Consider the following 25,341-nt stretch of genomic DNA (forward strand, 5'->3'; position numbering starts at 1 on the left):
CAAAACAATCAGTCAGCCAGTGCAGCCTTCTGCAGTTCGAAAATCTCGATCATGCCTTTCTTCGCCAGTGCCAGCATCGCGTTCAGCTCTTCCGGCTGGAACGGTGCGCCTTCGGCAGTGCCCTGGACTTCGATGAAACCACCAGTGCTGGTCATCACCACGTTGAGGTCAGTCTCGGCAGCCGAGTCTTCCAGGTAGTCGAGGTCAAGCACAGGTTCGCCCTGATACATGCCCACCGAAACGGCAGCGATCATTTGCTTGAGCGGGTCGCCACCTTTGAGGCCGCCGCGCTTCTTGATCACTTTCAAGGCATCGACCAGTGCAACCATGGCACCGGTGATTGACGCGGTGCGGGTGCCGCCGTCAGCCTGGATCACGTCGCAGTCGACGTACAGGGTGACGTCGCCCAGCTTGGACATGTCCAGCGCAGCGCGCAGCGAACGACCGATCAGACGCTGGATCTCCAGAGTGCGACCGCCTTGCTTGCCGCGGCTCGCTTCACGCTGGTTACGCTCACCGGTGGCGCGCGGCAACATGCCGTATTCAGCGGTCAACCAGCCCTGGCCCTGCCCCTTGAGGAAACGCGGCACGCCGTTCTCGACGCTGACGGTGCAGATGACCTTGGTATCACCGAACTCGACCAGTACAGATCCCTCGGCGTGTTTGGTGTAGTTGCGGGTAATGCGGATCGAGCGGAGCTGATCGGCAGCGCGACCACTTGGACGTTTCATAGGGATTACCTGTACGGGGGACGGAAAACTGCCGAGCATTATAGAGCCGTGGGCCGCGAGTGGGCACTTCTAAAAAAATCACCCGACGATTGAAGGCTCTGAATAGAGCGTAGCCGACGGCCTGCAGCTCATTGTCACAGCGTGTGATTGGGCGCATCCGCGTCACTGCGCTACAATCCTGCGCCTTTGCTGCCTGTCGGCTTTAATTCACAGATAGCGGGTCCGCGAACCATGGGTTACGCGCCGACCTGCATTGCGAGGTACCTTCATGGTGCACAGCATGACCGCTTTCGCCCGCGTCGAGAAAGCCGGTGTCCAGGGCACCCTGAGCTGGGAGCTGCGCTCGGTCAACAGCCGCTACCTGGAACCCCACCTGCGTCTGCCGGAATCTTTCCGCGACCTTGAAGGCGCGGTCCGCGAGGCCCTGCGCCAGGAACTGTCCCGGGGCAAGCTCGAATGCACCCTGCGTTTCACCGAAGAAAACACTGGCAAACCGCTGCAAGTGGACCGCGAGCGCGCCGCGCAATTGGTCGCTGCCGCCGAGACCGTCGCCAGCCTGATCAAGAACCCGGCCGCGCTGAACCCGCTGGAAGTCCTGGCCTGGCCCGGCGTGCTGGTGGCCGACGCCGCCGACCCGCAAGCGCTGAATGCCGAAGCCCTGACGCTGTTCAACCAGGGCCTGAAAGAACTCAAGGCCGGCCGCGAACGCGAAGGCGCGGAGCTGGCGCGGTTGATCAACGAGCGCCTGACGTCCATCGAAGAAGATGTGGTGATCCTGCGCGAGCTGGTCCCGCAGATGCTCGCCACGCAGCGTCAGAAAGTCCTCGACCGCTTCACCGACATGAAGGCCGACCTCGACCCGCAGCGCCTGGAGCAGGAAATGGTCATGCTCGCGCAAAAGAGCGACGTCGCCGAAGAACTGGATCGCCTGAGCACTCACATCATCGAAGTTCGCCGGGTGCTCAAATCCGGCGGCGCTGCCGGTCGACGCCTGGATTTCCTGATGCAGGAGCTCAACCGCGAAGCCAACACACTGGGCTCCAAAGCCTTCGACCCGCGCAGCACCCAAGCGGCGGTCAACCTCAAGGTGTTGATCGAGCAGATGCGCGAACAAGTACAGAATATTGAGTAAGGCAAACCTGACATGACCCACAGTACCGGCACCCTGTACATCATTTCCGCACCTTCTGGTGCGGGCAAGAGCAGCCTGGTCAAAGCCCTGACCGACGCTGATCAGGAGATCCGCGTCTCGGTCTCCCACACCACCCGCGCCATGCGCCCTGGTGAAGTGAACGGCGTGAACTATCACTTCGTCGAACGCAGCGAGTTCGTGAAGATGATCGAGCACGGAGATTTCCTCGAGCGCGCCGAAGTGTTCGGCAATCTCTATGGCACTTCGCAAAGCCACCTGCAGCAGACCCTGGATGCAGGCCACGACCTGATTCTGGAAATTGACTGGCAGGGTGCAGAGCAAGTGCGCAAGTTGATGCCCCAGGCCCGTTCGATCTTCATTCTGCCGCCGTCCCTGGAGGCCCTGCACCAGCGCCTGACCAATCGCGGCCAGGACAGTGACGAGATCATCGAAGGCCGGATGCGCGAAGCCGTCAGCGAGATGAGCCATTACGTCGACTACGATTACCTGATCATCAACGACAATTTCGCCCACGCACTGGACGATCTGAAGGCGATTTTCCGCGCCAATCAGCTGCATCAGAAGCGTCAGCAGCAGCGTCATGGCAAATTATTAGCTGAATTGCTCGGCTAATCAGCTCTTCCCAAAACCGCTGCAAGGGCTTTACATTGGTGCTTATAGCGCGTTGAAGAGCCTGGTCAAAAAATCAGCGCTTCCCTAATCGCTGGTGATTTTTTAAACTGTTGAGTCCGCTCGCCCAACCGGGCAGCGCGCATATTGCATTCGCTCCGAGGAATACCATGGCCCGCGTAACCGTTGAAGACTGCCTAGAACACGTGGAAAACCGCTTTGAGCTGGTCATGCTCTCTACCAAGCGTGCCCGTCAACTGGCCACTGGTGGCAAAGAGCCCCTGGTTCAGTGGGAAAACGACAAGCCTACAGTTGTAGCGCTGCGTGAAATCGCTGAAGGCCTGATGAGCTACGAGTTCATCGCCAACGCTGAAATCGTCGAAGACGAACCGCTGTTCGCAGCGTTCGAGGACGAGTCCAACGAGGCAGTATAAGCCATGCCTGGTCGACGTAGCACGGCGCGGGGTCATAGCAAACGGCAGGAATTATCATGCCGAGCATAGACGCCCTCGCCGATCGCTTATCGACCTACCTCGGCAAGGACCAGGTCAACCTGGTCCGCCGAGCGTACTTCTACGCCGAACAAGCCCACGACGGTCAACGCCGCCGCAGCGGTGAGGCGTACGTCACGCATCCTCTTGCGGTGGCGAATATTCTTGCCGACATGCACATGGACCATCAAAGCTTGATGGCTGCAATGCTGCATGACGTGATCGAAGACACCGGTATTGCCAAGGAAGCGCTGCAAGCGCAGTTCGGCGAAACCGTGGCCGAACTGGTCGACGGGGTCAGCAAACTGACCCAGATGAACTTCGAGACCAAAGCCGAAGCCCAGGCCGAAAACTTCCAGAAAATGGCCATGGCCATGGCGCGCGACATTCGCGTGATCCTGGTCAAGCTGGCCGACCGCCTGCACAACATGCGTACCCTGGAAGTGCTGTCCGGCGAAAAACGCCGGCGGATCGCCAAGGAAACCCTGGAAATCTATGCGCCCATCGCCAACCGGCTGGGCATGCACGCCATCCGCATAGAATTCGAAGACCTCGGCTTCAAGGCCATGCACCCGATGCGTTCCGCGCGGATCAACCAGGCGGTCAAACGCGCCCGGGGCAACCGCAAGGAAATCGTCAACAAGATCGAAGAGTCCCTCAGCCACTGCCTGGCCATCGACGGCATCCAGGGTGAGGTCAGCGGTCGTCAGAAACACCTCTATGGCATCTACAAGAAAATGCGCGGCAAGCGTCGGGCCTTCAACGAGATCATGGACGTCTACGCGTTCCGGATCATCGTCGACAAGGTCGATACTTGCTACCGCGTGCTGGGTGCCGTGCATAATTTGTACAAACCGTTGCCGGGGCGCTTCAAGGATTACATCGCGATCCCCAAGGCCAACGGCTACCAGTCGCTGCATACCACGCTGTTCGGCATGCACGGTGTACCGATCGAGATCCAGATCCGCACCCGTGAAATGGAAGAGATGGCCAACAATGGCATCGCCGCCCATTGGCTGTACAAATCCAGCGGCGACGAACAGCCCAAAGGCACTCATGCCCGCGCCCGCCAGTGGGTCAAAGGCGTGCTGGAGATGCAGCAACGGGCCGGCAACTCGCTGGAATTCATCGAGAGCGTGAAGATCGACCTGTTCCCGGACGAGGTCTACGTGTTCACGCCCAAGGGCCGGATCATGGAGCTTCCAAAAGGCTCCACGGCGGTCGACTTCGCTTACGCGGTACACACCGACGTGGGCAACAGCTGCATTGCCTGCCGGATCAACCGTCGTCTCGCGCCGCTGTCCGAACCGCTGCAAAGCGGCTCCACGGTCGAGATCGTCAGCGCCCCCGGCGCACGGCCGAACCCGGCATGGCTCAACTTCGTGGTCACCGGCAAGGCGCGGACCCACATCCGTCATGCGCTTAAGCTGCAACGCCGCTCCGAATCCATCAGCCTCGGCGAACGCCTGCTGAACAAGGTGCTCAACGGCTTCGACAGCTCGCTGGAAAAAGTCCCGGCCGAGCGCGTGCAGTTGATGCTCCACGAATACCGCCTCGAACTGATCGAAGACCTGCTCGAAGACATCGGCCTGGGCAATCGCATGGCTTACGTAGTCGCCCGCCGCCTGCTCGGCGAAGGCGAACAGCTGCCAAGCCCGGAAGGTCCGCTGGCCATTCGCGGTACCGAAGGCCTGGTGCTCAGTTACGCCAAGTGCTGCACGCCGATCCCTGGCGACCCGATCGTTGGCCATCTGTCCGCCGGCAAAGGGATGGTGGTGCACCTGGACAACTGCCGCAACATCAGCGAAATCCGCCACAACCCGGAAAAATGCATCCAGCTCTCGTGGGCCAAGGATGTCACCGGCGAATTCAACGTCGAGCTGCGCGTCGAACTGGAACACCAGCGCGGCCTGATCGCCCTGCTGGCCAGCAGCGTCAACGCGGCCGACGGCAATATCGAAAAAATCAGCATGGACGAACGCGACGGTCGTATCAGCGTGGTCCAACTGGTGGTCAGCGTGCACGACCGCGTGCACCTGGCCCGCGTGATCAAGAAACTGCGCGCCCTGACCGGGGTCATCCGCATCACCCGCATGCGCGCGTAGCCCACCCTTCACAAGGAGTCATACATGACCAAGACCGTTATCAACAGCGACAAGGCCCCGGCCGCCATCGGTACTTACTCCCAGGCGATCAAGGCTGGCAACACCGTGTACATGTCGGGTCAGATTCCTCTGGACCCAAAAACCATGGAACTGGTCGAAGGCTTCGAAGCCCAGACCGTCCAGGTATTCGAGAACCTCAAAGCCGTGGCTGAAGCCGCCGGTGGTTCGTTTAAAGACATCGTCAAACTGAACATTTTCCTCACCGACCTGAGCCACTTCGCCAAGGTCAACGAGATCATGGGCAAGTACTTCGACCAGCCTTACCCAGCCCGCGCCGCCATCGGCGTTGCAGCCCTGCCAAAGGGTTCGCAGGTTGAAATGGATGCCATTCTGGTCATCGAGTAATGTGTCTGGCGCAGCCTTGCGAGGCTGCGCCGACTGATCTTGTACAAAGGGTTCTGAAAGGATTCCACCATGCGCCACGCGCTAGCTCTCTCGCTGGTCGCCCTACTCTTGGGCGGATGTGCCAGCAACCCTGCCGACCGTGATATCAGCGGCACCTGGATCAACCAGGTGGCGATCGATGCCGCATCCAAAGGCGGCCCCCTGCGTGAAGCGCTCCAGGCCTATGGCCCGAATCTGGAATGGAACGTCAACACCAGGGCCGGTCAGGCCCGCTACACCAATGGTTTTGAAAACGTCGAAGGCAAGCTGCTGGGCGAAAAGTCCGGCGCCTGGAATGTCGACTTTTATGGCAGCTCCGCCAGCGAGCTGAAGCGTGATGGCAAGCGACTGAACCAGGCTGCCAACGACAACGAGCCCGAGCAAGTCTTCGACCGTGCATCGGTCCAGGTTCCGGAAGGAGCGCCTATTGGCGCTAGTTTCGAGCGCGCGCTGTATTCGGCTTACATGGGCGGCAGCTGGAAAATCCTCAGCGGCCCGGGCGAAGGCAGCACCGTCCAGTTCCAGGCAGACGGTCAGGTCGCCGGTCTGCCCGGTGCAGATCGCTATGCCCTGTGCCTGGCGGGCGATTGCGCGTCGATGAGCGGCGGCAACGACAACATCTGGCTGCAGTTGAATGGCCAGGGCAATACCTGGATCTTTGCGCGCAAGGGCAAAGAACTGGAGATTTTCCAGACGGTGAACACGGCACTGGCGGACGAGATGCCTTCGTTCACACCGGGTGATCGCAAGTGGTTGCTCGAAAAGCAGTAAGCCGGCCCTGAGGCCAACGCAGAACCCATGTGGGAGCGGGCTTGCTCGCGAAAGCGGTGTAACAATCAACGATGATGTTGAATGTTATGTCCCCTTCGCGAGCAAGCCTGCTCCCACATTTGGTTTGAGGTGACCGGAAGTCAGCAGCGGCCTTCAAGGATCGCGGCATAACCTTCGCGAAAACTCGGATAGCGCGGCGTCCAGCCCAACGCCTTCGCCCGAGCATTGCTGCAGCGCTTGCTGCCGGCACGACGCACACTGGCATCATCGGCCCACTCGGTCACGCCCAGATACTCACGCAACCAGCCCACCACCTCCGCCATTGGCGCAGGCGCATCATCGACACCTATATAGGCATCATCCAGCGCCACTCCACGCCGATCCGCCTCAAGCAGAAACGCCAGCAACCCCGCCGCGTCGTCGACGTGAATGCGATTGGCGTACAGCGGCGGATCGATCGCCACGCGATAACCGCGACGAACCTGAGTCAGTAGCCACTCTCGACCCGGACCATAAATACCGGTCAGACGCACGATGCTGGCCGGGATGCCGCTATCACGCGCTACTTGCTCGGCCTCCAGCATCACACGCCCTGAATAGCCAGCCGCCACGGTCGGCGAATTCTCGTCGACCCACTCACCCTCTTGCTGGCCGTAAACACTGCTGCTGGAAACGAATAGCAGCCGATTGGGCACTTGCCCGTAGTCGCCCAGCCATTCCAGCACGTGCTGCAAACCCTGAACATAAGCGGCGCGGTATCCGGCCTCATCGTGATCGGTAGCCGCCGCGCAATACACCAGGTAATCCACCGCCCCGATTGGCCAGGTCGCCGGGCAGTCTTTATTGAACAAGTCACCGGCAACGCCAATCACCCCTTGGGGTAGGCGTGAGACGTCACGCCGCAAGCCGTGAACCTCCCACCCCGAATTCAACAATTGCGTAGCCAGACGGCTGCCGACATCACCGCAGCCGGCGATCAAAACAGAAGGCGCGGACATCAGAAGACTCCCTCAAGAAAGGTACAGACTAGCGCCCGAAATGGATGGACAGCTAGCAATGGAAGAAAAAAAGAGACGCTATTACTTTTGTTAACAAGAATTAATTGCAATAATGCCAGCCACTTTTGTTCTCGGCCTTACGAGGCCTGGAAGAACACTTACCGTCTTTTCCTCTCAGGTCCGGCCAGCATGACACGCAATCAACTCTCCGCTTCGCCAACCAAACGACCTCGCGCCTGGAGCGCGGTAGCCGCCCTGCTGCTCAGCCTGATGCTGGCGCCGACCGTCGCATTCGCTACTGAAACTTCTGTTCCCGCAGCCACCAACGTGCCAGCTGCTCATGCCACGCCTGACGTACCGAGAAACCCCGACGGCAGTGTCGATACTTCATCACTGCCGCCAGAAGTGCAAAAGGCTTTGGCTGAATTCGGTGAACAGACAAAGCTGATGGAAAAGCAGCTGGAAGAAGGTAACTCCCTGGGCATGGCCCACGACCTGTCGCCATGGGGCATGTACCAGAACGCCGATATTATCGTGAAGATCGTGATGATCGGCCTGGCCATCGCCTCGATCATCACCTGGACCATCTGGATCGCCAAGGGCTTCGAGTTGATCGGCGCCAAGCGTCGTCTGCGCGTTGAAATCACCCACCTGAAAAAAGCCGCCACCCTTAAGGAAGCCAGCACCACGGCGGCCAAGGAAGGCACCCTGGCCAACCTGCTGGTCCACGACGCGCTGGAAGAAATGCGCTTGTCGGCCAACAGCCGCGAGAAGGAGGGCATCAAGGAACGCGTGAGCTTCCGCCTGGAGCGCCTCGTCGCAGCCTGCGGTCGCAACATGAGCAGCGGCACCGGCGTGCTGGCCACCATCGGTTCCACCGCGCCGTTCGTCGGCCTGTTCGGTACCGTATGGGGCATCATGAACAGCTTCATCGGCATCGCCAAAACCCAGACCACCAACCTCGCCGTCGTGGCCCCCGGCATCGCCGAAGCCCTGCTGGCGACCGCGCTGGGTCTGGTTGCAGCGATTCCTGCGGTGGTCATCTACAACGTCTTCGCCCGCTCCATTGCCGGTTACAAGGCACAAGTGTCCGACGCCTCGGCGGAAGTCCTGCTGCTGGTCAGCCGCGACCTCGACCACCAGCCGCCCGAGCGCAGCTCGCAACCGCACATGGTGAAAGTGGGGTAATCGGCCATGGGCCTGCATTTGAAAGAAGGCGCAGACGACGATCTGGCCGAGAACCACGAAATCAACGTCACGCCGTTCATCGACGTAATGCTGGTGCTGTTGATCATCTTCATGGTGGCGGCGCCGCTGGCCACCGTGGACATCAAGGTCGACCTGCCCGCCTCCACCGCCAAACCGGCGCCGCGGCCAGAGAAACCGGTGTTCCTCAGCGTCAAAGCTGACCAGCGCCTGTTCCTCGGCGAAGACGAAGTGAAGACCGAAGCCCTCGGCGCCACACTCGACGCCAAGACCCAGGGCAAGAAAGACACGACGATCTTCTTCCAGGCCGACAAAGGCGTGGACTACGGCGACCTGATGAGCGTGATGGACGCCCTGCGCGCCGCCGGCTACCTGAAGGTCGGTCTGGTCGGACTCGAGACGGCAGCCAAAAAATGATCAACACGCGCCAAAAGCTGACGCGTTACAGCGGTAGCCTGGCCGTGGTGCTGGGCGTCCATGCGCTGGCCATTGCGCTCGCGCTGAACTGGACCTCGCGCCCGCCGATCGAGCTGCCGCCGCAAGCGATGATGGTCGAGCTGGCGCCGATGCCGGCCCCGCCACCGCCCGCACCGCCGAAGGTGATCACGCCGCCACAGCCACCGGCACCGGTGGAAGAACTGCCGATTCCAAAACTCGCTGAAGCGCCGAAGGCCGAGATTGCCGTGCCCAAGCCGGTCAAACCCAAGCCGAAGCCGCAACCGCCCAAGCCTGTGGAGAAAAAGCCGGAGCCACCGAAGGAAAAGCCTTCCGAGGAGAAGCCTAGCGACACGCAGCCAACCCAGGCGCCGACGGAGAAGTCCGCTCAGCCGGCTCCCGGTCCATCGCCCGCGCAACAAGCCGCCAAGGCCAGTTGGCAAGGCACCCTGCTCGCGCACCTGGCCAAGTACAAAAAGTACCCGGCCAGCGCACAGCAACGCGGCAAGGAAGGTTTGAACCGTCTGCGCTTTGTGGTGGATGCCGAAGGTAACGTGCTGTCGTTCGAACTGGTGGGCCGCTCCGGCAACGCCGATCTGGACCGGGCTACCCTGGAAATGATCCGCCGCGCCCAACCGCTGCCCAAGCCACCGGCCGACATGCTGAACAACGGCACCATCGAAATCGTTGCACCGTTTGTTTACTCGCTGGAACGCCGACGCTAAAAACACCGCCGCCCCCACAGGTTCTTCGGCGGTTACAAAACCTATAAAAGGCACCGAAAGGTGCCTTTTTGCATATCTGGAAACGGCAAACCTGCATTGCCCAGTGTCACTTAGCACACTCAGTCTGATAACGTGCGTCTATCGATTGCAGCCGGTATGCTTGGCCCGCAACTTCATGGACGCTTGCTATGACTCTCACAGAATTACGCTACATCGTTACCCTCGCCCAAGAGCAGCACTTCGGTCACGCGGCCGAGCGTTGCCACGTCAGCCAGCCGACCCTGTCGGTGGGCGTGAAAAAGCTTGAAGACGAACTCGGTGTGCTGATTTTCGAGCGCAGCAAGAGCGCCGTGCGCCTGACCCCGGTGGGCGAAGGCATTGTTGCCCAGGCACAGAAAGTCCTGGAACAGGCCCAAGGCATCCGCGAACTGGCCCAGGCCGGCAAGAACCAGCTGACCGCCCCGCTGAAAGTCGGCGCGATCTACACCGTCGGCCCGTACCTGTTCCCGCACCTGATTCCACAACTGCACCGGGTCGCCCCGCAGATGCCGTTGTACATCGAAGAAAACTTCACCCACGTGCTGCGCGACAAACTGCGCAACGGCGAGCTCGACGCGATCATCATCGCCCTGCCGTTCAACGAAGCCGATGTACTGACGTTGCAGCTCTACGACGAGCCGTTCTACGTCCTGATGCCGGCCCAGCATCCGTGGACGCAAAAAGAATCCATCGACGCCGCCCTGCTCAACGACAAGAGCCTGCTGCTGCTCGGCGAAGGCCACTGCTTCCGCGATCAAGTGCTGGAAGCCTGCCCGACCCTGGCCAAAGGCAACGACGGCGCCAAGCACACCACGGTGGAATCCAGCTCGCTGGAAACCATCCGCCACATGGTCGCCTCTGGCCTGGGCATTTCGATCCTGCCGCTGTCGGCGGTGGACAGCCACCACTACGCCCCCGGCGTGATCGAAGTGCGTCCATTGAGTGCGCCGGTGCCGTTCCGCACCGTAGCCATCGCCTGGCGCGCGAGCTTCCCGCGGCCCAAGGCGATTGAAATCCTCGCCGACTCCATTCGCCTGTGCTCGGTGGCCAAGCCGCCAGCGCCGGTGGTGGCCGGTTAAGTCGCTGTCATGACCGAGTTGTCGCAAGTGTCGGTGACGGCACTCAAGGGTGTCGGCGAAGCCATGGCCGAGAAACTCGCCAAGGTCGGTCTGGAGAATCTCCAGGACGTGCTGTTCCACCTGCCGTTGCGCTATCAGGACCGCACTCGCGTGGTCCCGATCGGCCATTTGCGACCCGGGCAAGACGCGGTGATCGAAGGCACCGTCAGCGGCGCCGATGTGGTCATGGGCCGGCGCCGTAGCCTGGTTGTCCGTCTGCAGGACGGCACCGGCGGGCTCAGCCTGCGCTTCTATCATTTCAGCAACGCCCAGAAAGAAGGCCTCAAACGCGGCACGCGGATTCGCTGCTACGGCGAAGCGCGGCCCGGCGCCTCGGGGCTGGAGATCTACCACCCGGAATACCGCGCCATCACCGGTGACGAGCCGCCGCCGGTGGATGAAACCCTGACCCCGGTCTACCCGCTCACCGAAGGCCTGACCCAGCAGCGTTTGCGCCAGTTGTGCATGCAAACCCTGACCCTGCTCGGCCCCAGCAGCCTGCCCGACTGGCTGCCGACCGAACTGGCCCGGGATTATCAACTGGCGCCGCTGGCCGATGCGATCCGCTACCTGCATCACCCGCCCGCCGATGCCGACGTCGACGAACTCGCCCTCGGTCATCACTGGGCCCAGCACCGCCTGGCCTTCGAAGAGCTGCTGACCCATCAACTGTCCCAGCAACGCCTGCGCGAAAGCATGCGTGCCCTACGCGCGCCGGCCATGCCCAAAGCCACGAAGCTGCCAGCACAGTATCTGGCCAACCTCGGCTTCACCCCGACCGGCGCCCAACAGCGGGTCGGCAACGAAATCGCTTACGACCTCAGCCAGCACGAACCGATGCTGCGGCTGATTCAGGGCGACGTGGGCGCGGGCAAAACCGTAGTCGCCGCCCTCGCCGCGCTTCAAGCGCTGGAAGCGGGTTATCAGGTCGCACTGATGGCGCCCACCGAAATCCTCGCCGAGCAGCACTTCATCACCTTCAAGCGCTGGCTCGAACCGCTGGGCATCGAAGTTGCGTGGCTGGCGGGCAAGCTCAAGGGCAAAAACCGCGTGGCCGCGCTGGAGCAGATCGCGGGCGGCGCACCGATGGTGGTCGGCACCCACGCGCTGTTCCAGGACGAAGTGCAATTCAAGAACCTGGCGCTGGCGATCATCGACGAACAGCACCGCTTCGGCGTGCAGCAGCGCCTGGCATTGCGGCAGAAAGGCGTCGGCGGGCGGATGTGTCCGCACCAGCTGATCATGACCGCCACGCCGATCCCGCGGACGCTGGCCATGAGCGCCTACGCCGACCTCGACACCTCGATCCTCGACGAATTGCCCCCCGGCCGCACCCCGGTGAATACGGTGCTGGTCACCGACACCCGGCGCGTCGAAGTGATCGAACGGGTGCGCGGCGCTTGTGCCGAGGGCCGTCAGGCCTATTGGGTGTGCACGCTGATTGAAGAGTCGGAAGAGCTGACCTGCCAGGCCGCCGAAACCACACACGAAGACCTCACCGCCGCCCTCGGCGAGTTGAAGGTCGGCCTGATCCACGGCCGCATGAAGCCCGCCGAAAAAGCTGCCGTCATGGCCGAATTCAAGGCCGGCAACCTGCAACTGCTGGTCGCCACCACCGTGATCGAAGTCGGCGTGGACGTGCCCAACGCCAGCCTGATGATCATCGAAAACCCCGAGCGCCTTGGCCTCGCGCAACTGCACCAACTGCGAGGCCGTGTCGGCCGGGGCAGCGCCGTCAGCCATTGCGTGCTGCTTTACCATCCGCCGCTGTCGCAGATTGGCCGTCAGCGGCTGGGCATCATGCGCGAAACCAACGACGGTTTTGTCATCGCCGAAAAAGACCTCGAACTGCGCGGCCCCGGCGAAATGCTCGGCACACGCCAGACCGGCCTGCTGCAATTCAAGGTCGCGGACCTGATGCGCGATGCCGATTTACTGCCCGCCGTGCGCGACGCCGCCCAAGCCTTGCTCGAACGCTGGCCGGATCACGTCAGCCCGCTGCTCGACCGCTGGCTACGCCATGGGCAGCAATACGGCCAAGTGTGAGCACTGTCGCAGTTTCTGGACCCTGGCCTTAAACAAGCTGGTTATACTCCTGCAATTGTTTGAAAACGGATACAGACCATGACAGAAGCTGCCCTCGCCCCTGAAACCCCGCACGCTCCGTCTGTTATTCGGCTGCTGCTCGGCAAACTGGGCATCGCCTACCAGGAAGTCCTCGACCATCACGGCCTGAATGCCGCGCGCAAAGTGCAGGCGGTTTTGCTGGACGATGCCGTCGGCGCGCTCATGGTGCTGTTTCCGCAAAGTCAATTGCTCGACCTCAACCGCCTCGCAGAACTCACCGGCCGCCGGTTGACCGCCGTATCCACCGAACGCCTGGTAAAAATGCTCGGCAAACACAGCCTGAGCCTGCTGCCCGGCCTGCCGGCGCTCACCAGCTCACCGTGCCTGTATGAAGAAAGCCTGCTGCGCGAACCGAAGTTGCTGATCAACTCGGGCGAGCCGGGCGTGCTGCTGGAAATCACCAGCGAAGATTTCAAAACCATGCTGACCAAGGCCAGCGCCGGCAACTTCGGCGAAGCCGTGCACAGCATCCGCCCGAACCTCGACCGCCCCGACGATGACCGCGAGGAAATCACCCAGGCCGTGCAAGCGTTCACCGCGCGGCGCATTCAGCAACGCCTGGAAGCGACCATCGAGATACCGCCGCTGGCCGAAACCGCGCAAAAAATCATCAAACTGCGGGTCGACCCCAACGCCACCATCGACGACATCACCGGCGTGGTCGAAACCGACCCAGCCCTGGCCGCCCAAGTCGTCAGCTGGGCGGCGTCGCCGTACTACGCCTCGCCGGGCAAGATTCGTTCAGTGGAAGACGCCATCGTCCGCGTGCTGGGTTTCGACCTGGTGATCAACCTGGCGCTGGGCCTGGCCCTGGGCAAAACCCTGAGCCTGCCCAAAGACCACCCGCAACACACCACGCCGTACTGGCAGCAATCGATCTACACCGCCGCCGTCATCGAAGGCCTGACCCGCGCCATGCCCCGCGCCCAGCGCCCGGAAGCCGGCCTGACCTACCTCGCCGGCCTGCTGCACAACTTCGGCTACCTGCTGCTGGCCCACGTCTTCCCGCCGCACTTCTCGCTGATCTGCCGCCACCTGGAGGTCAACCCGCACCTGTGCCACAGCTACGTCGAGCAACACCTGCTGGGCATCAGCCGCGAACAGATCGGCTCATGGCTGATGCGCTACTGGGACATGCCCGAAGAACTGGCCACCGCCCTGCGCTTCCAGCACGACCCAAGCTACGACGGCGACTACGCCGAGTACCCAAACCTCGTGTGCCTGGCAGTGCGCTTGCTGCGTAGTCGCGGGATTGGTTCGGGGCCGGATGAAGATATTCCGGATGCGTTGCTGGAACGCGTTGGTTTGACGCGCGACAAAGCCAATGATGTCGTCAGCAAAGTGCTTGAAGCTGAAGTGCTGCTGCGCGAATTGGCTTCGCAATTTAGCCAGGCCTAAAAGCATCGTCGGATCGCCGCCCGGACCAAGCCACGCTCCCACAGGACTCAGGTAATCCCTGTGGGAGCGGGCTTGCCCGCGATGAATCCACCTCGGTCTGACTGAAATACACCAACCCCTGTGGCGAGGGAGCTTGCTCCCGCTCGACTGCGCAGCAGTCGCAACCCAGCCGCCGCAGTGTGTCAGATACAACCGAAGTCTCAGGCTTTAGGGCCGCTTCGCAGCCCAGCGGGAGCAAGCTCCCTCGCCACAAAAGCCTCCTCCACTCCTGACTGGATCAAGGTTCTCAGGCCTTAGCCTTCGCCTTCCTAGGCTTCAAATACTTGGTCAACCCCTGAAACCAGATCACCAGCGCCGGGTTGCCCTTGATCTGAATCGACTTGTCCTGAATCCCCGTCATAAACGCCAACTGCTTGTTCTTCGCCTGCATCGTGGCAAAGCCATACGCCGCGTCTTTAAAGGCAATCGCAAACGCAGGTTCGGCATACACGCCGGACTTGCTGGTAATGCGCTGATCCTTCACCACGAAATGCCGCGCTACCTTCCCGTCCAGGGTCTGTAGCTGAAACACCAACGCCTTGTCACCCAACTGCTGCTGAAACGCAGGATTAGTCCGACTGGCCTTACCCATCAACAAACCCATCATCCACAGAAGAAAACGAAATTTCATGCGCACAGCCTCAAAAGAAAAATGAACGGCCGGCGCAGTGTAGCCGCTCCAAGCCAGAACGCCACCATCGTGTTGCGTTAGAAGAAGATGAGCTGCTTTTCCCGCATGATGACCGCCAAGTCACGCTTTCCCGCCTCAACCTTGATCGTTCACACGCTCCCGCGTGGGAATGCATCCCGTGACGCCGCGTGTCACCTCCCACACCCGCCCTACACCTGAAGAAACACATTTCTGTAGGAGTTGCCGAAGGCTTCGATCTTTTGATCTTGATGCCCTCAAACCTCTCGGACATTTCCTTCAAAACGCCGGGCTGTCCGTGAACTAGGCGACTTTGGCGTTCACCGATAACCTCTATCCGTCACCGCAAAAATCGGTGATTCGGACGTGCAAGTCCGATGGAGTACACATTCGGTTATGGCAATTCATCGAGCGTTTTCCTATGCTCGCGAATCGTTATGGCTGCTGTGTATGGGAGACCTTCGGGTCTGCCGGGTGACTCCACCGGTCTTGCACACCTATGCACAGCTGCCACCTCTTTCGAAGTGCACGCGAAACGGTGTCAGCTCCTTAAATTTTGGAGTAACACTTTATGTTCAAGCCAACACCGAATCCCCCAGAAAACCCAGCTACATCCCCCTACGAATCCTTAGATTCCAGAAAACTCCACGAAGCCGCCGAACGCGCCCTCGACCACCATTTCGCCCCACCCCCCAAAGAAAAACCCAAGCGCAAAGGCAAACTCTTCACCGTCTCCCCCGACATCGACACCGAAGCCCTCCTGGCCAACGCCTCAGAAGACCTGCTGTCCATCAGCGCCATCGCCGCCAGCCTGGCCGACGATGTTGATGGAGAACGGCGCTCCTTAGCCTTGGCGCTAAGCAGATTGGCAGATGGGGTTCGGTTGTTGGTGGAGCGAGCGCTGGATCATATCGATTCGCCGAATCCGGCGGAGCATCGGGTGAAGGCGTAGCGAAATCGCGGAAAGAGAAAGGGGACGTTGAGTCCCCTTTCTCGATGATCTCGACTCACCACTGACAGCCTGTCTCTGATGACGCCTCCATGCTGATATCCTGATCGAACGAATATTTCTTACCGGATTTGTAATTCGTGTAGTACATCGAGTTTACCCGAGCCCCCTGAGTCGCCCTTTCATACTCCCCCGTCACCACACCGTCAGAAACCTCCACCCAAGTCGTCGTGAACTGATAAGGCCCGTCCTCCGTCATGACTTCTTCCACAGTGTTCCGATAGACGAGAGGAATGGCCTTCTTTGACTTGCTATACCTAACCCCCGCGCCGCTCCATTGGGTGACCGAGTCGTAATAGGTTCTGAATTCGAAATTGATGTTTTTACCTTCCAGCGAACGGAAACACGAGACCTGTGTTGTGATCTCACTACGGGCCGTCAGCGGCAATACCAACAACAGCATTAAAAATAACTTCTTCACAGATCCCTCTGATCTCATTTTTTTGAAAACGATGACGTGCGAGCTTACCGCATGCCTAAAGTGAAAAATCCGAGACTTCTGCAAGCCGCCAACATTGCCCACGAACAAACTGATACTCGAAGACATAATCGGTATCCGGCTTCTGCAGGATCGCCGTGGCGTTGTTGCCCCGTTCTTCCTTGACGGTCAACGTAAGACCATCGGCCTCTCGTTTCACGCGATCCGGGATGATTGGAAACTTGATCTGATCGCCGCTGACGCTGCGCTTTTCCATCTCAGGCTCGGGATCTCCCGCCACAGTCGTGACCATTTTCAGCGGTTGCTGGACGAAGGCTTTCTGCACGTCTGCGCGTTCGGAGAAAGCGGAGAGGAACGTTAAAAAGTCGGTCGAGGGGCAAGAATCACTGGCCGCGCCACCATCGGCTTGTAGTGTCTTCTGACGGTTGCCCTGACCCAGTTTTGAATCCGCAATCATCTTTGCATCCAAGTCTTCCAAGCGCTTCTTAATGCTCGCCGCATCCTTGTAAGCACACTCGACTTCTACGTCATCTTCCAGATTTAGACCGTCGCGGCAGTTCTGCAACTCAGGGTCTGGCGGGTCACCGCGAAAAAACTGCAAGGACAAGTGATCGCCGTCCTTGAAGAGCGGCAGTTCCAGCACCGAATAGGAATCACCTTCGAAATGGCTGTGCGAGACTTTGTGTTTTGTCAGAACAAACATGGACTTCCCCGCTCGCTCAGGGAATTTGCGCTCGAAGAAGAACACCGAGGCAATTTGTTCGCCTTCGACCTTCCACACATAATTCAGCGAAGGCTTCACCGCATTCATGGGTGCGTAGAAAATTTCAGCATCCGGCACATGCACGCCCCCAACCTGACCTTTAAGGTTGTTCTTCAAAAAGAACACCGTGATCTTCTGATCACCCAACGAAGCAACCACCGGCGGATGCAGCTCGCCTATGGTTTGTAGGTCACTTGCCGATGCCGGTTGAGCCGACAAACCGACCATGCATCCGAGCGCAGCAATAAAACTTAAGAGCCTGGCCAATGCCACCCACTTCCCTATTGATCAATCTTCAAATGTTTACGCTGATGGTTTCACGCTGCCTCAGGTGCGCCGCACTTCAGTTCTTTGATTTGCTCATTCTGAATCGGAATCACGCAGGCGAGACGCTTCTCTCCGTCCCCACGAAGCTCGAACAAGCTGAGCGTCAGGTGTAAACCATCGGCAGCAAATGCATGATCCTCAAACAACGCACTGGCATAGCCATCCCAAAACGATTTGCCGTCAAAACTGCAGAACCGCTTGGAGGAAAGCACTCTCCAACCGCCGTCAGGCGCCAGAATCTGAACCGTCAAACAAGGGCTGCCAAAGGTGCTGACATAACGCGCCACGACATCGCCGAAGCGCTGGGAGCCGGACAGGAACACCTTGTTGAGATCAACCACATTACCCGGCTCATCAGCGACGATAGTGTCCAGATAAGCCGCACGCTCCAGGCTCATTCTGGCCATGCAGTTGTTGATAGTCGTAACATGCAGCGCCACACCGGGCTCGCTTTCCGTGGCCTCGAGCGGGCACGTGGTGTCGCGCAGCTTGATCCACGCGCGCTGGGCCTCTCTGGCCATCGCCATCAACGCCTTGCCCTGTTCAGAGTCGCGCCGCTGCTGAGACTCGAACCGCGCTAGCAGTTTCTTGTAACTAGCATTGAGCTGTGCGTCGGCTTCTTTGCGTGCCGCTTCCACGCACAGATCGATCTGCCAGCTCACGGTGGTCTCTTTGCATTCGTCCTTGGCCATCGCGATGGAGGCAAACAGGCATCCAAAGGACAACGCGACACAGCGCACAAACATATTCAATTTTTCATTCCCTGAATTACAGATCGCTCAACTACACGTTGCGGAATTTTCTGCGCCTTGCCGTCGGCGCTCATCGCGTCGCGGTATTGGCTGTAATAGCGCTGCGCTTCGTCTTTGCGACCAAGGCGCCACAGTGAATCGGCGATGTTCAACATCAACACTGTGCGTTTACCGACCGCCTCAACGCCTCGATAAAATTTCAGTGCAAGCGCATCGTTACCACCCTCGGCCAAGTAGAAACCCAAGTCATTGAACGCCTGAACATTACGCGCCGGGGGATGACACGCCATGTAGGACTCCGGACTCAGAAAGCTCAGGCTCCATTCGATGGATTCCGCGCGGGACTGCGCCGGCTCGATGTCCACGGCATGCCTCAACAAGTCCTTTGGGGGGGTCGTCTCCAGGACGGGATTGAACACTTCACCGTCGTTGGAAACCCACTGATTGCCCACCCATTTACCGACACAAAAGCTGGCAGAACGCTCAGCCAGCACGCAACCGGTCTCCATCGAGATCACATCGCAATGCTGTTGCGACACCAGTTTTTCTTCACCACTCTCGACCGACAACATGCCGAAGCTCACCGGGTCGAGCACCAAGGTTTTCTTGTCAGGACTGAGCAAATCGGGGTGTGCATCGGCGCCAATATCGGGACCGAAGAGCGGGAAAGTTTTGCCGTTTTCGGTGAACCAAGCGGTCGCCGACTCCACACCGGGCATCGTCCATTCTGTCGCCCGAAACGTCACTGTGTGCCCGCCGACACCGACTATTGGCAGGTCTTGGGCAAAGGCTCTGGCGGCAAACAGGCAGCCGAATATCAACACCCACTTAAGGCTGGCCATAAACAATCCTTTTCACTGCAGGGCTTTCCGATTGCAGTTGTCTCTTCGTGACGCCATAAGCCTTGATCAGCCCTTCCCAGGAGCCTTTCGAACCAAACGACCGATAGCTATTGCTGTAGCTGTAATGCTCTAACCGGCCGGCCGTGGAGTAATACCCGCGCCACTCCGGGCAGGATCCGCACCCGCCATAACCGCCGATTGAAACCAGGCTGCCCGTGGTTCCTTTCACACAATCCATCGCCACTACCACGTTACTCAACATCTTCGTCTTCGCACCGTCGGACGTGAGCTGTGAAACCTTGTCGATGTTGCGCCGAAGCACTTTGCCGCCGATATTGATTGTCTGGTCGGAGCAGACCGGGATTACGTGGGTTTCAGTGTCCTGCACCGTCACGGATCGACAGGACGACACCAACACCACTTCAACGCCGCCACACTGCATGACATCGCGTTGGGTGTAGGCATCCGAAGGCGCGGCGAAGGCTGGAAACGAGAGCAGCAGCGAAAGGCTGCCCGCGAGAAGACGCTGATTCATGGAAAATTCCCTTTCACCGTTAACTGGGCTGTTTTTTTTCGAGGCACTTTGCATAGGCGTCAGCGAACTTGGCATCGAATGACAGTTCCACCGGTTCTTCCAGTTCAGCCGAGGTATTGAGCAACACTCGGGTGGCCGGGATGTATTTGACCCAGCCAATGGTCCCGGTGCCGTTCGTGTCATAGAGCAACTTGGCCCGCACGGTTTCTCCGTCGTCATCGTCAATCAGCAGGTTGACCTTGTCCTTGCCGACATAGCGGAACGGGAAGTTGCTGCTCCTGACCATCTCGGTGAGGTAGCCGTAGCAACTTCCTGCTTCGGCGGTTGCCGGGATGGCGTAGGCAAGGGGCAACAGTAAAAGAGCATTCAGCGTGGGCCGAATGGAAAAGCGGCTCATCCAATCATCCTTAATCAAGCGGCGGTGATTCCACGTCAGTGATCGTCAGCAGCCGGAACTCATTGTTCACAAACTCGTAGTAACGATCCCGGTAACGACTTTCCAACCGATTGCCTTGCGCGTCCTCTTCGCCATCGAGCGCGAGGCCGGAAATGAAGATCAAGCGGCTATCGGACTGGTAGGCCATATCGAAAGTGCTGCCGTCGTATGCGTTCGGCAACCCGACGACAACGTCCCCCGTACGCGCATCCAGCACTTCGCCGCAAATGGCGCTGCCGCCACAACCGAGCCTGTACAGGATGTAATGACCGGCGAAATTGACCTTGCCTTTCAGAGCCCGCGCTCGTGCTTGATCCATCATCGCGTTGCCGTTTTCTTGCGGTACCGGTTCATGGTTGGCGCCGGTGAACACTGGGGTGACGGTGTAGTCCTTGAAGTCCGGGTCGGCGGCGAAAGCCATGGACGTGGCAATGGCCAAGAGGCCTCCGAGTAGAACTGAACATCCTTTCACGCTGTAACTCCGTATATGGGGTACATCATTGGGCTGCTTTCTCAAAAACAATACTGCGCACCGCTGTTTTGATTTGTTCAAACCCTTCGGCGCTGATAGCCAAAGGAGTGGATGAGCCTGACTCTGCTGAGCCGATCAGTACGCTTTCGCCCCTGAGCAAGCAGAAAGCGACGCGAGTGATGTGACGTCGTGATTTGTCATGGAAACCGAAGATGAACCCAGATGACTTCTCCCCACCCAGTGCCTCGAAGGTGTAGCTTTTCTTGGGGCCCGCCAGCGACGTGGGCTCCCAACCGTGATCGGTCAGGGTCGCCGGGCATCTGCGGTCGTTGTCATCACGTAGGACTTGCAGCGCGATGGAGTCCTCTTCCGGGGGCTTCCGGGCCGTGAGCCGGGAGAAGCTGTCAGCGTTTTCACACATCACGCCAAACCACGGCTGACTCAGGTTGTCGGACTTCTCGAAATGCCAGTCATAACCGCTCGATGTTTCCGCCTGCCATAAGCTAGGCGCGCTGGCCCGAGCGGGCAGTTGTTTACCCGCGACAAACACCAGATAAAAGCGATCGAACGTCAGCCATTGGTCTTGCAACAACGGCATGGAGAACCGACACGTATCCAGCTCGACAACAGCCTCGGTCGGACCGTGTGCAACCGCCGACTGGCCTGACTCACCGCCGACCACCACGGCATCGGCGGCGAGAGCTGTATGCGTCAGCGCAACCCAGCCAAGTAGCGAACCCCGCAGCCATGAAGACTTGATTAAGCCCATCAACCGACATCCCTGTGCATAACGTTATCGACGACTGCTCAACAGCAGTCGGTTCATCCTTTGTTCGCTGGAATGATCAACTTCAACTCACCATCGCGGTACACCACCTCACACCCGACCCACCCCGGATCAACCTGCGGCATCACCGCCGAAGGTTTACGCAGCTCGCGCAGCAGCGTCGAGCCATGGGACAACCGCCCGCCCATTCGCGCAATCACCGCCCGCGCTGCTTGATAGTGCGCGTGGCGACCGGGGTCGAGGGTGTCTTCGAGCAGGATGTCGGCGCCGAGCACGCCTTGCACCTGCCCCGGATAAATCATGAACCCGGTCGCCTGCTCCGTGCCTTCGCGACCGTCCTGCCAGAAGCTGCCGTCGCGGGTACGAACGTCGGGATGCGGCGCAAACCAATGCTCGCGATCTGCCAGCGGCATGGCGTGATGGAGGCGGAAGAAGATCCGCATGAGATTGTCGCGATACCACTCACGCACTTGCAGGTAGTAGCCGCGCAGGCCCGGCAGGCCAGTTGAATGGGCTAAGCGGATAAACCCCGGCCACTGCGGGAAGGCCTGCAACGGCAGGTCGGTTGGTGCCGGGCGCGGTGTGGCGGGATCGGTTTCCCACGGCAGACGATGTGGGCTGTGTTCAAGGTCGTCATAAGCCGTCGGTGGCCGTCCCAACAGGTCGCCGCCGCTGCTGGCCAGTGAGGTGGCGATGCACAGATTGCCTTGCACCACGAACACATAAAATCGGGTGAACCAGTCGGCCAGTTGCCGGCCGTCGGCGCCTTGGGTGGTGAGCTCGGACAGTTCACCGTCGAAGCGCCGCAAGCCACGCTCAAGGCTCAGCAAATGCCCGCGAGCAACGCGCTGCATACGCAGGAATAACGGTAGCGAATGTAACATCCGTAGCGGTCGCCAAGGCAGATACGGAGTCGCGCCACCGACTTCGCCGGCGTAGCTGCTGGCAGAGATGCCCCAGTCTGCGAGTCGTGCGAGAAACAAATCGTTGTTGATGTACGAGGCGCCGCCAAACACCGCCGTGAACGGTTCGTTGTCCTGCAACACCCGCGAATCCCAACGCGCCATGCTCGCTGGAATACTCGCCGCTGCACGCCGTTGGGCGTACTCCACCAAAGTGCTGGGTTGGGGCGGCAGGATCTCGGCGATGTTGGCGGCAGTCAGGTGCCGACGCCAGCCGTAATCGCTGATCGGCCGGTATTGCAGCAACCATAGTTGCTGGCCATCCCAGGCCCATTCGACGTCGCCAGGCACGTAATGGAAGACTCGCAACACGTCTTGCAGAAAACGCCACAACAGGTCCGCTGTCAGGCCGTGGGAAGGTTTGAAAGTGTCGCTGCCCCAAGAGTCGCCGAGGCGGGAAATGATTGCGCGTTCGGGGCTCACCTGACCATCGGCCAACGACTCAAGATGACCTTCGACCCATTCCAGTTCCACCGACAGATGTCGCACAAAAGCGATCCCGGACAACTGCGGTGTGATGAAGCGTTGCACCACCACTTCTTCCACACCTGCCGCGCTCAGCTCGGCAATGCGCGCGGGCACGTTGGGCGTCGGTTCCCGCAGGAACGTGGTACTCAAACCCGCATTCGCCGCATCGGCTTGATCCTCGCCATAACTGGAGGAGCGCACCGCCCACGTGGCGTCCGGTTGGCTCGCGAGAAACGCCGGCAGACGTTCATCGTGACAATCATTGAGTGACAGCGCCGGCGGCACCGCTTGCCTGGCCAACTCGGCCAGACGCAAGCGCCCGCCCTTGGTATGCGCGACGAACCCACGCTCGCCCGACTCCAGCCACGCAGCGAATTCGGCCGGCGAGTCGATCCACGGGTAATGACCCCAACCGGGTTTCAGGCTGATAGTCAGATCAGCGCGGGCAAGAATGGCTGACCATGCTGCGGCCTGAGCGATGCCCAGCACATTGTCCTGATCGCCCCAGACCAGCTCGACCGGATCAGTGATCCACTCCAGCAGCGGCAACGCGGTGTCTGCTCGCACCAGATCCCAATGCGGCACAAACGCGCGGCAGCGGGCATACCCGGCGCCCATGCGCTGGTATTGCGCGGGTGTCCAAGTCTGATTGGAGAACTTGTGTTTAAAAAGCGCTGGTTTGTTCGCCAGCAACCAGTGAATGGTCTTGCGAATCGGCAGCGGCGACATCAACGCTGGCAGCCGTCGTTGCCACAAGAACGCCCCGACTGGCGCGAGCAACACACTGCGGCAAAAGTGCCCCGGCTGACGTTGCAGCGCATGCAACACCAGCAACGCATTCACCCCGACCGCCATGATCGCGCAGCCCTGCACCGTCATCGCGAGCAACGCTTGAGCATACGCCGCGAGGTCTTCGCAGGGTGCCTGTGGATTGTTGCCAAAGCCCGGCAACTCCAGCGGCACCACCTGATAGCGCTGAAAGTGCGGCAGCGCATCATCCCACCAATCGGCGGCGCTACCGTTGCCGGCCAGCAGGTACATCAGGGGCTTGCTCATGAACAATCCTCAGGCCAGATCGCGCAGGGCGGCGTCGAGGGTTGGATAGCGGAACGTGTAGCCCGCCTCGCTCAAACGCTCGGGCACCACACGCTGGCCGTCGAAAAACAGTTGAGCCATTTCCCCCGCCAGTGCGCGCACCGGTGCCGCCGGAATGTGAAACCACACCGGACGCTTCAAGACCTTGCCGACCTGCTCGGCAAACGCTGCCTGACTGACCGTATCCGGCGCCACCAAGTTGTAAGCGCCGCTCAAACTCTCATCATCGAACGCGCGTGCGATCACTTGAATCACATCGTCGCGATGCACCCAGCTCATGATCTGCTGACCATCGCCCATGCGTCCGCCAAAGCCCAGGCGAAACGGAATCAGCAACGGCAACAACGCACCGCCCGGCCCGAACACCACGCCGAGGCGCATCACCACCTGACGCACACCGAACTCAGTGGCCGGTTGCGCGGCCGTTTCCCATTGCGCGCAGAGTTCGGCCATGAAGCCATCGCCCCTGGTCGATGTTTCATCGAGACGTTCGCTGGCATCGCGCACGCCGTAGAAACCAATGGCCGAGGCCTGAACCCACAACGCCGGTTTATGCGTGGCATTTTTCAGCCAAGTCATCAGCGCTTCGGTGGTATTGACGCGACTGGCGATCAGTTGCGCCTGACGCTTGGCGCTCCAACGCGGACCAGCAACCGGTGCCCCCGCCAGGTTGATCACCACGTCGAAGGTTTCGTTGTAACCGAGTTTGCTCAGCGAGCGCAGGCAACGGGCGCGGCCGTCGAACAGGTACGCGGCTTTCAAAGGATCGCGAGCCAGCACGCTGACGGTGTGGCCGGCGTCGAGCAATTGATTGACCAAGGCTTCACCGATAAACCCGGTGCCACCGGTCACCAGTACCCGTTTGTAAGCTCCGCCAGCGAACGGGTTAGACGGCTTACCTTCGCGCTGCATGCGCAGCGCCGCCAATCCATCTCGAATACCCGAGGCCGTAACGCCGATAGCGAACAGCGTCAGCAACCAGCCACGCCAGCCGAAATCGATAGCGCTCAGGCCGGTAGGCAAACTCGCCCACTGCGCCAATTGCCCCCCGTACAGAGCAAAGAAAGCCCCGCCGTTCACCGCCAGCACGGTATGCATGATGCGCTCGATGGCCGGCAGCTTGCGGCTGCGGTCCTCGACCACGAAGTCCCAGAGCGTCAGGCCGATCTCCAGCGCGAACAGCAGCGCAATCACAATCGCCCACGTGCCGTGGAATGCCAGATGCGCCATGCCCAGAAACAGAATCCCGTAGAAACACGAGCGCATCGCGTGGATCGACAACTCCAGCCGGGCACTGTGGCGATACGGCAACGCCACCGTCAGTTCGTGGTGGTACAGGGTATCGAGCGCACCCAGGCAGGCCTGGGCAATCAACAGAGCAATCGCCCAATCCAGGAGAGAAAAGTCAGGCATGGT

The 25,341-nt window shown here is 60.1% G+C and carries 26 protein-coding genes; 13 read left to right on the forward strand and 13 right to left on the reverse strand.

Annotation, left to right across the window (positions count from 1 at the left end; genetic code table 11):
- Nucleotides 1–8 precede the first annotated feature (8 nt).
- Nucleotides 9–731 carry a ribonuclease PH gene (gene rph, locus LOY28_RS28905; protein WP_007934600.1) on the reverse strand — a complete coding sequence of 241 codons (723 nt, stop codon included), beginning with the start codon at nt 729–731 and terminating at the stop codon, nt 9–11.
- A 268-nt stretch (nt 732–999) separates the two neighbouring features.
- Between rph and LOY28_RS28910 the strand changes: the two genes are divergently transcribed.
- From LOY28_RS28910 to LOY28_RS28935, 6 genes are all read left to right on the forward strand, one after another.
- Nucleotides 1,000–1,863 (forward strand): YicC/YloC family endoribonuclease, encoded by an 864-nt coding sequence (locus LOY28_RS28910; RefSeq protein WP_105342297.1) that lies wholly within the window; start codon nt 1,000–1,002, stop codon nt 1,861–1,863.
- 12 nt (nt 1,864–1,875) lie between these two features.
- Nucleotides 1,876–2,496: a guanylate kinase gene (gene gmk / locus LOY28_RS28915; RefSeq protein WP_258612839.1), complete on the forward strand. Its 621-nt coding sequence runs from the start codon at nt 1,876–1,878 to the stop codon at nt 2,494–2,496.
- Nucleotides 2,497–2,663: 167 nt separating this feature from the next.
- Complete coding sequence (gene rpoZ, locus LOY28_RS28920) at nt 2,664–2,927, forward strand: DNA-directed RNA polymerase subunit omega (RefSeq protein WP_003177259.1); 264 nt, start codon at nt 2,664–2,666, stop codon at nt 2,925–2,927.
- A gap of 56 nt (nt 2,928–2,983) precedes the next feature.
- Complete coding sequence (spoT, locus tag LOY28_RS28925; RefSeq protein WP_007934594.1) at nt 2,984–5,089, forward strand: bifunctional GTP diphosphokinase/guanosine-3',5'-bis pyrophosphate 3'-pyrophosphohydrolase; 2,106 nt, start codon at nt 2,984–2,986, stop codon at nt 5,087–5,089.
- A gap of 24 nt (nt 5,090–5,113) precedes the next feature.
- The gene (locus tag LOY28_RS28930) at nt 5,114–5,494 is read left to right on the forward strand and encodes a RidA family protein (RefSeq protein ID WP_003177257.1); all 381 of its coding nucleotides are present in this window, start codon (nt 5,114–5,116) and stop codon (nt 5,492–5,494) included.
- 69 nt (nt 5,495–5,563) lie between these two features.
- Nucleotides 5,564–6,304, forward strand: a complete 741-nt coding sequence (locus tag LOY28_RS28935; protein WP_018927479.1) for a hypothetical protein — start codon at nt 5,564–5,566, stop codon at nt 6,302–6,304.
- Between the two features lie 140 nt (nt 6,305–6,444).
- On the opposite strand, the gene LOY28_RS28940 is transcribed toward LOY28_RS28935, so the two are convergent.
- A complete protein-coding gene (locus tag LOY28_RS28940; protein WP_018927478.1) occupies nt 6,445–7,302 on the reverse strand; it encodes an SDR family oxidoreductase in 858 nt (285 codons plus the stop codon).
- Between the two features lie 189 nt (nt 7,303–7,491).
- Between LOY28_RS28940 and exbB the strand changes: the two genes are divergently transcribed.
- From exbB to LOY28_RS28970, 6 genes are all read left to right on the forward strand, one after another.
- Nucleotides 7,492–8,490, forward strand: coding sequence for a tonB-system energizer ExbB (gene exbB, locus LOY28_RS28945; RefSeq protein WP_258612840.1), 999 nt, complete (start codon nt 7,492–7,494; stop codon nt 8,488–8,490).
- A gap of 6 nt (nt 8,491–8,496) precedes the next feature.
- The gene (gene exbD, locus LOY28_RS28950) at nt 8,497–8,925 is read left to right on the forward strand and encodes a TonB system transport protein ExbD (protein WP_007934588.1); all 429 of its coding nucleotides are present in this window, start codon (nt 8,497–8,499) and stop codon (nt 8,923–8,925) included.
- Complete coding sequence (locus LOY28_RS28955; RefSeq protein ID WP_018927476.1) at nt 8,922–9,668, forward strand: energy transducer TonB; 747 nt, start codon at nt 8,922–8,924, stop codon at nt 9,666–9,668. Before exbD ends, LOY28_RS28955 begins: the two co-directional genes overlap by 4 nt.
- A gap of 188 nt (nt 9,669–9,856) precedes the next feature.
- A complete protein-coding gene (locus tag LOY28_RS28960; RefSeq protein WP_008007618.1) occupies nt 9,857–10,786 on the forward strand; it encodes a hydrogen peroxide-inducible genes activator in 930 nt (309 codons plus the stop codon).
- Nucleotides 10,787–10,795: 9 nt separating this feature from the next.
- Nucleotides 10,796–12,871 (forward strand): ATP-dependent DNA helicase RecG, encoded by a 2,076-nt coding sequence (recG, locus tag LOY28_RS28965; protein WP_019650087.1) that lies wholly within the window; start codon nt 10,796–10,798, stop codon nt 12,869–12,871.
- A 78-nt stretch (nt 12,872–12,949) separates the two neighbouring features.
- On the forward strand, nt 12,950–14,350 hold the full coding sequence (locus LOY28_RS28970; RefSeq protein WP_018927474.1) for an aminoacyl-tRNA deacylase and HDOD domain-containing protein: 1,401 nt from the start codon (nt 12,950–12,952) through the stop codon (nt 14,348–14,350).
- A gap of 286 nt (nt 14,351–14,636) precedes the next feature.
- Here LOY28_RS28970 and LOY28_RS28975 read toward each other — a convergent pair whose 3' ends face one another.
- Nucleotides 14,637–15,020: a helicase gene (locus tag LOY28_RS28975; RefSeq protein WP_258612841.1), complete on the reverse strand. Its 384-nt coding sequence runs from the start codon at nt 15,018–15,020 to the stop codon at nt 14,637–14,639.
- Between the two features lie 589 nt (nt 15,021–15,609).
- Here LOY28_RS28975 and LOY28_RS28980 point away from each other — a divergent pair.
- Nucleotides 15,610–15,990, forward strand: a complete 381-nt coding sequence (locus LOY28_RS28980) for a DUF6124 family protein (RefSeq protein WP_258612842.1) — start codon at nt 15,610–15,612, stop codon at nt 15,988–15,990.
- A gap of 55 nt (nt 15,991–16,045) precedes the next feature.
- Here the strand turns inward: LOY28_RS28980 and LOY28_RS28985 are convergent, their stop codons facing one another.
- From LOY28_RS28985 to LOY28_RS29030, 10 genes are all read right to left on the reverse strand, one after another.
- Nucleotides 16,046–16,468, reverse strand: a complete 423-nt coding sequence (locus LOY28_RS28985) for a hypothetical protein (protein WP_309475734.1) — start codon at nt 16,466–16,468, stop codon at nt 16,046–16,048.
- Nucleotides 16,469–16,523: 55 nt separating this feature from the next.
- Nucleotides 16,524–17,522, reverse strand: a complete 999-nt coding sequence (locus LOY28_RS28990) for a hypothetical protein (protein WP_408981027.1) — start codon at nt 17,520–17,522, stop codon at nt 16,524–16,526.
- A 44-nt stretch (nt 17,523–17,566) separates the two neighbouring features.
- Nucleotides 17,567–18,322 carry a lysozyme inhibitor LprI family protein gene (locus tag LOY28_RS28995; protein ID WP_258614517.1) on the reverse strand — a complete coding sequence of 252 codons (756 nt, stop codon included), beginning with the start codon at nt 18,320–18,322 and terminating at the stop codon, nt 17,567–17,569.
- Nucleotides 18,323–18,324: 2 nt separating this feature from the next.
- The gene (locus LOY28_RS29000) at nt 18,325–19,170 is read right to left on the reverse strand and encodes a type IV pilus biogenesis/stability protein PilW (RefSeq protein WP_258612844.1); all 846 of its coding nucleotides are present in this window, start codon (nt 19,168–19,170) and stop codon (nt 18,325–18,327) included.
- A complete protein-coding gene (locus tag LOY28_RS29005; RefSeq protein ID WP_258612845.1) occupies nt 19,157–19,705 on the reverse strand; it encodes a hypothetical protein in 549 nt (182 codons plus the stop codon). The genes LOY28_RS29000 and LOY28_RS29005 overlap by 14 nt, the downstream gene beginning before the upstream one ends.
- A 19-nt stretch (nt 19,706–19,724) precedes the next feature.
- Entirely contained in the window at nt 19,725–20,102 is a 378-nt protein-coding gene (locus tag LOY28_RS29010; RefSeq protein WP_258612846.1) for a hypothetical protein, read from the reverse strand.
- Nucleotides 20,103–20,112: 10 nt separating this feature from the next.
- Entirely contained in the window at nt 20,113–20,562 is a 450-nt protein-coding gene (locus LOY28_RS29015) for a hypothetical protein (RefSeq protein WP_258614522.1), read from the reverse strand.
- Nucleotides 20,563–20,638: 76 nt separating this feature from the next.
- Entirely contained in the window at nt 20,639–21,382 is a 744-nt protein-coding gene (locus tag LOY28_RS29020; RefSeq protein ID WP_258612847.1) for a hypothetical protein, read from the reverse strand.
- Nucleotides 21,383–21,435: 53 nt separating this feature from the next.
- Nucleotides 21,436–23,886, reverse strand: coding sequence for an alpha/beta fold hydrolase (locus LOY28_RS29025; protein WP_258612848.1), 2,451 nt, complete (start codon nt 23,884–23,886; stop codon nt 21,436–21,438).
- A gap of 9 nt (nt 23,887–23,895) precedes the next feature.
- Nucleotides 23,896–25,338, reverse strand: a complete 1,443-nt coding sequence (locus tag LOY28_RS29030; protein WP_258612849.1) for a TIGR01777 family oxidoreductase — start codon at nt 25,336–25,338, stop codon at nt 23,896–23,898.
- Nucleotides 25,339–25,341 lie beyond the last annotated feature (3 nt).

Origin of the sequence: Pseudomonas sp. B21-017 (assembly GCF_024749245.1) — a bacterium.
Taxonomy (GTDB): domain Bacteria; phylum Pseudomonadota; class Gammaproteobacteria; order Pseudomonadales; family Pseudomonadaceae; genus Aquipseudomonas.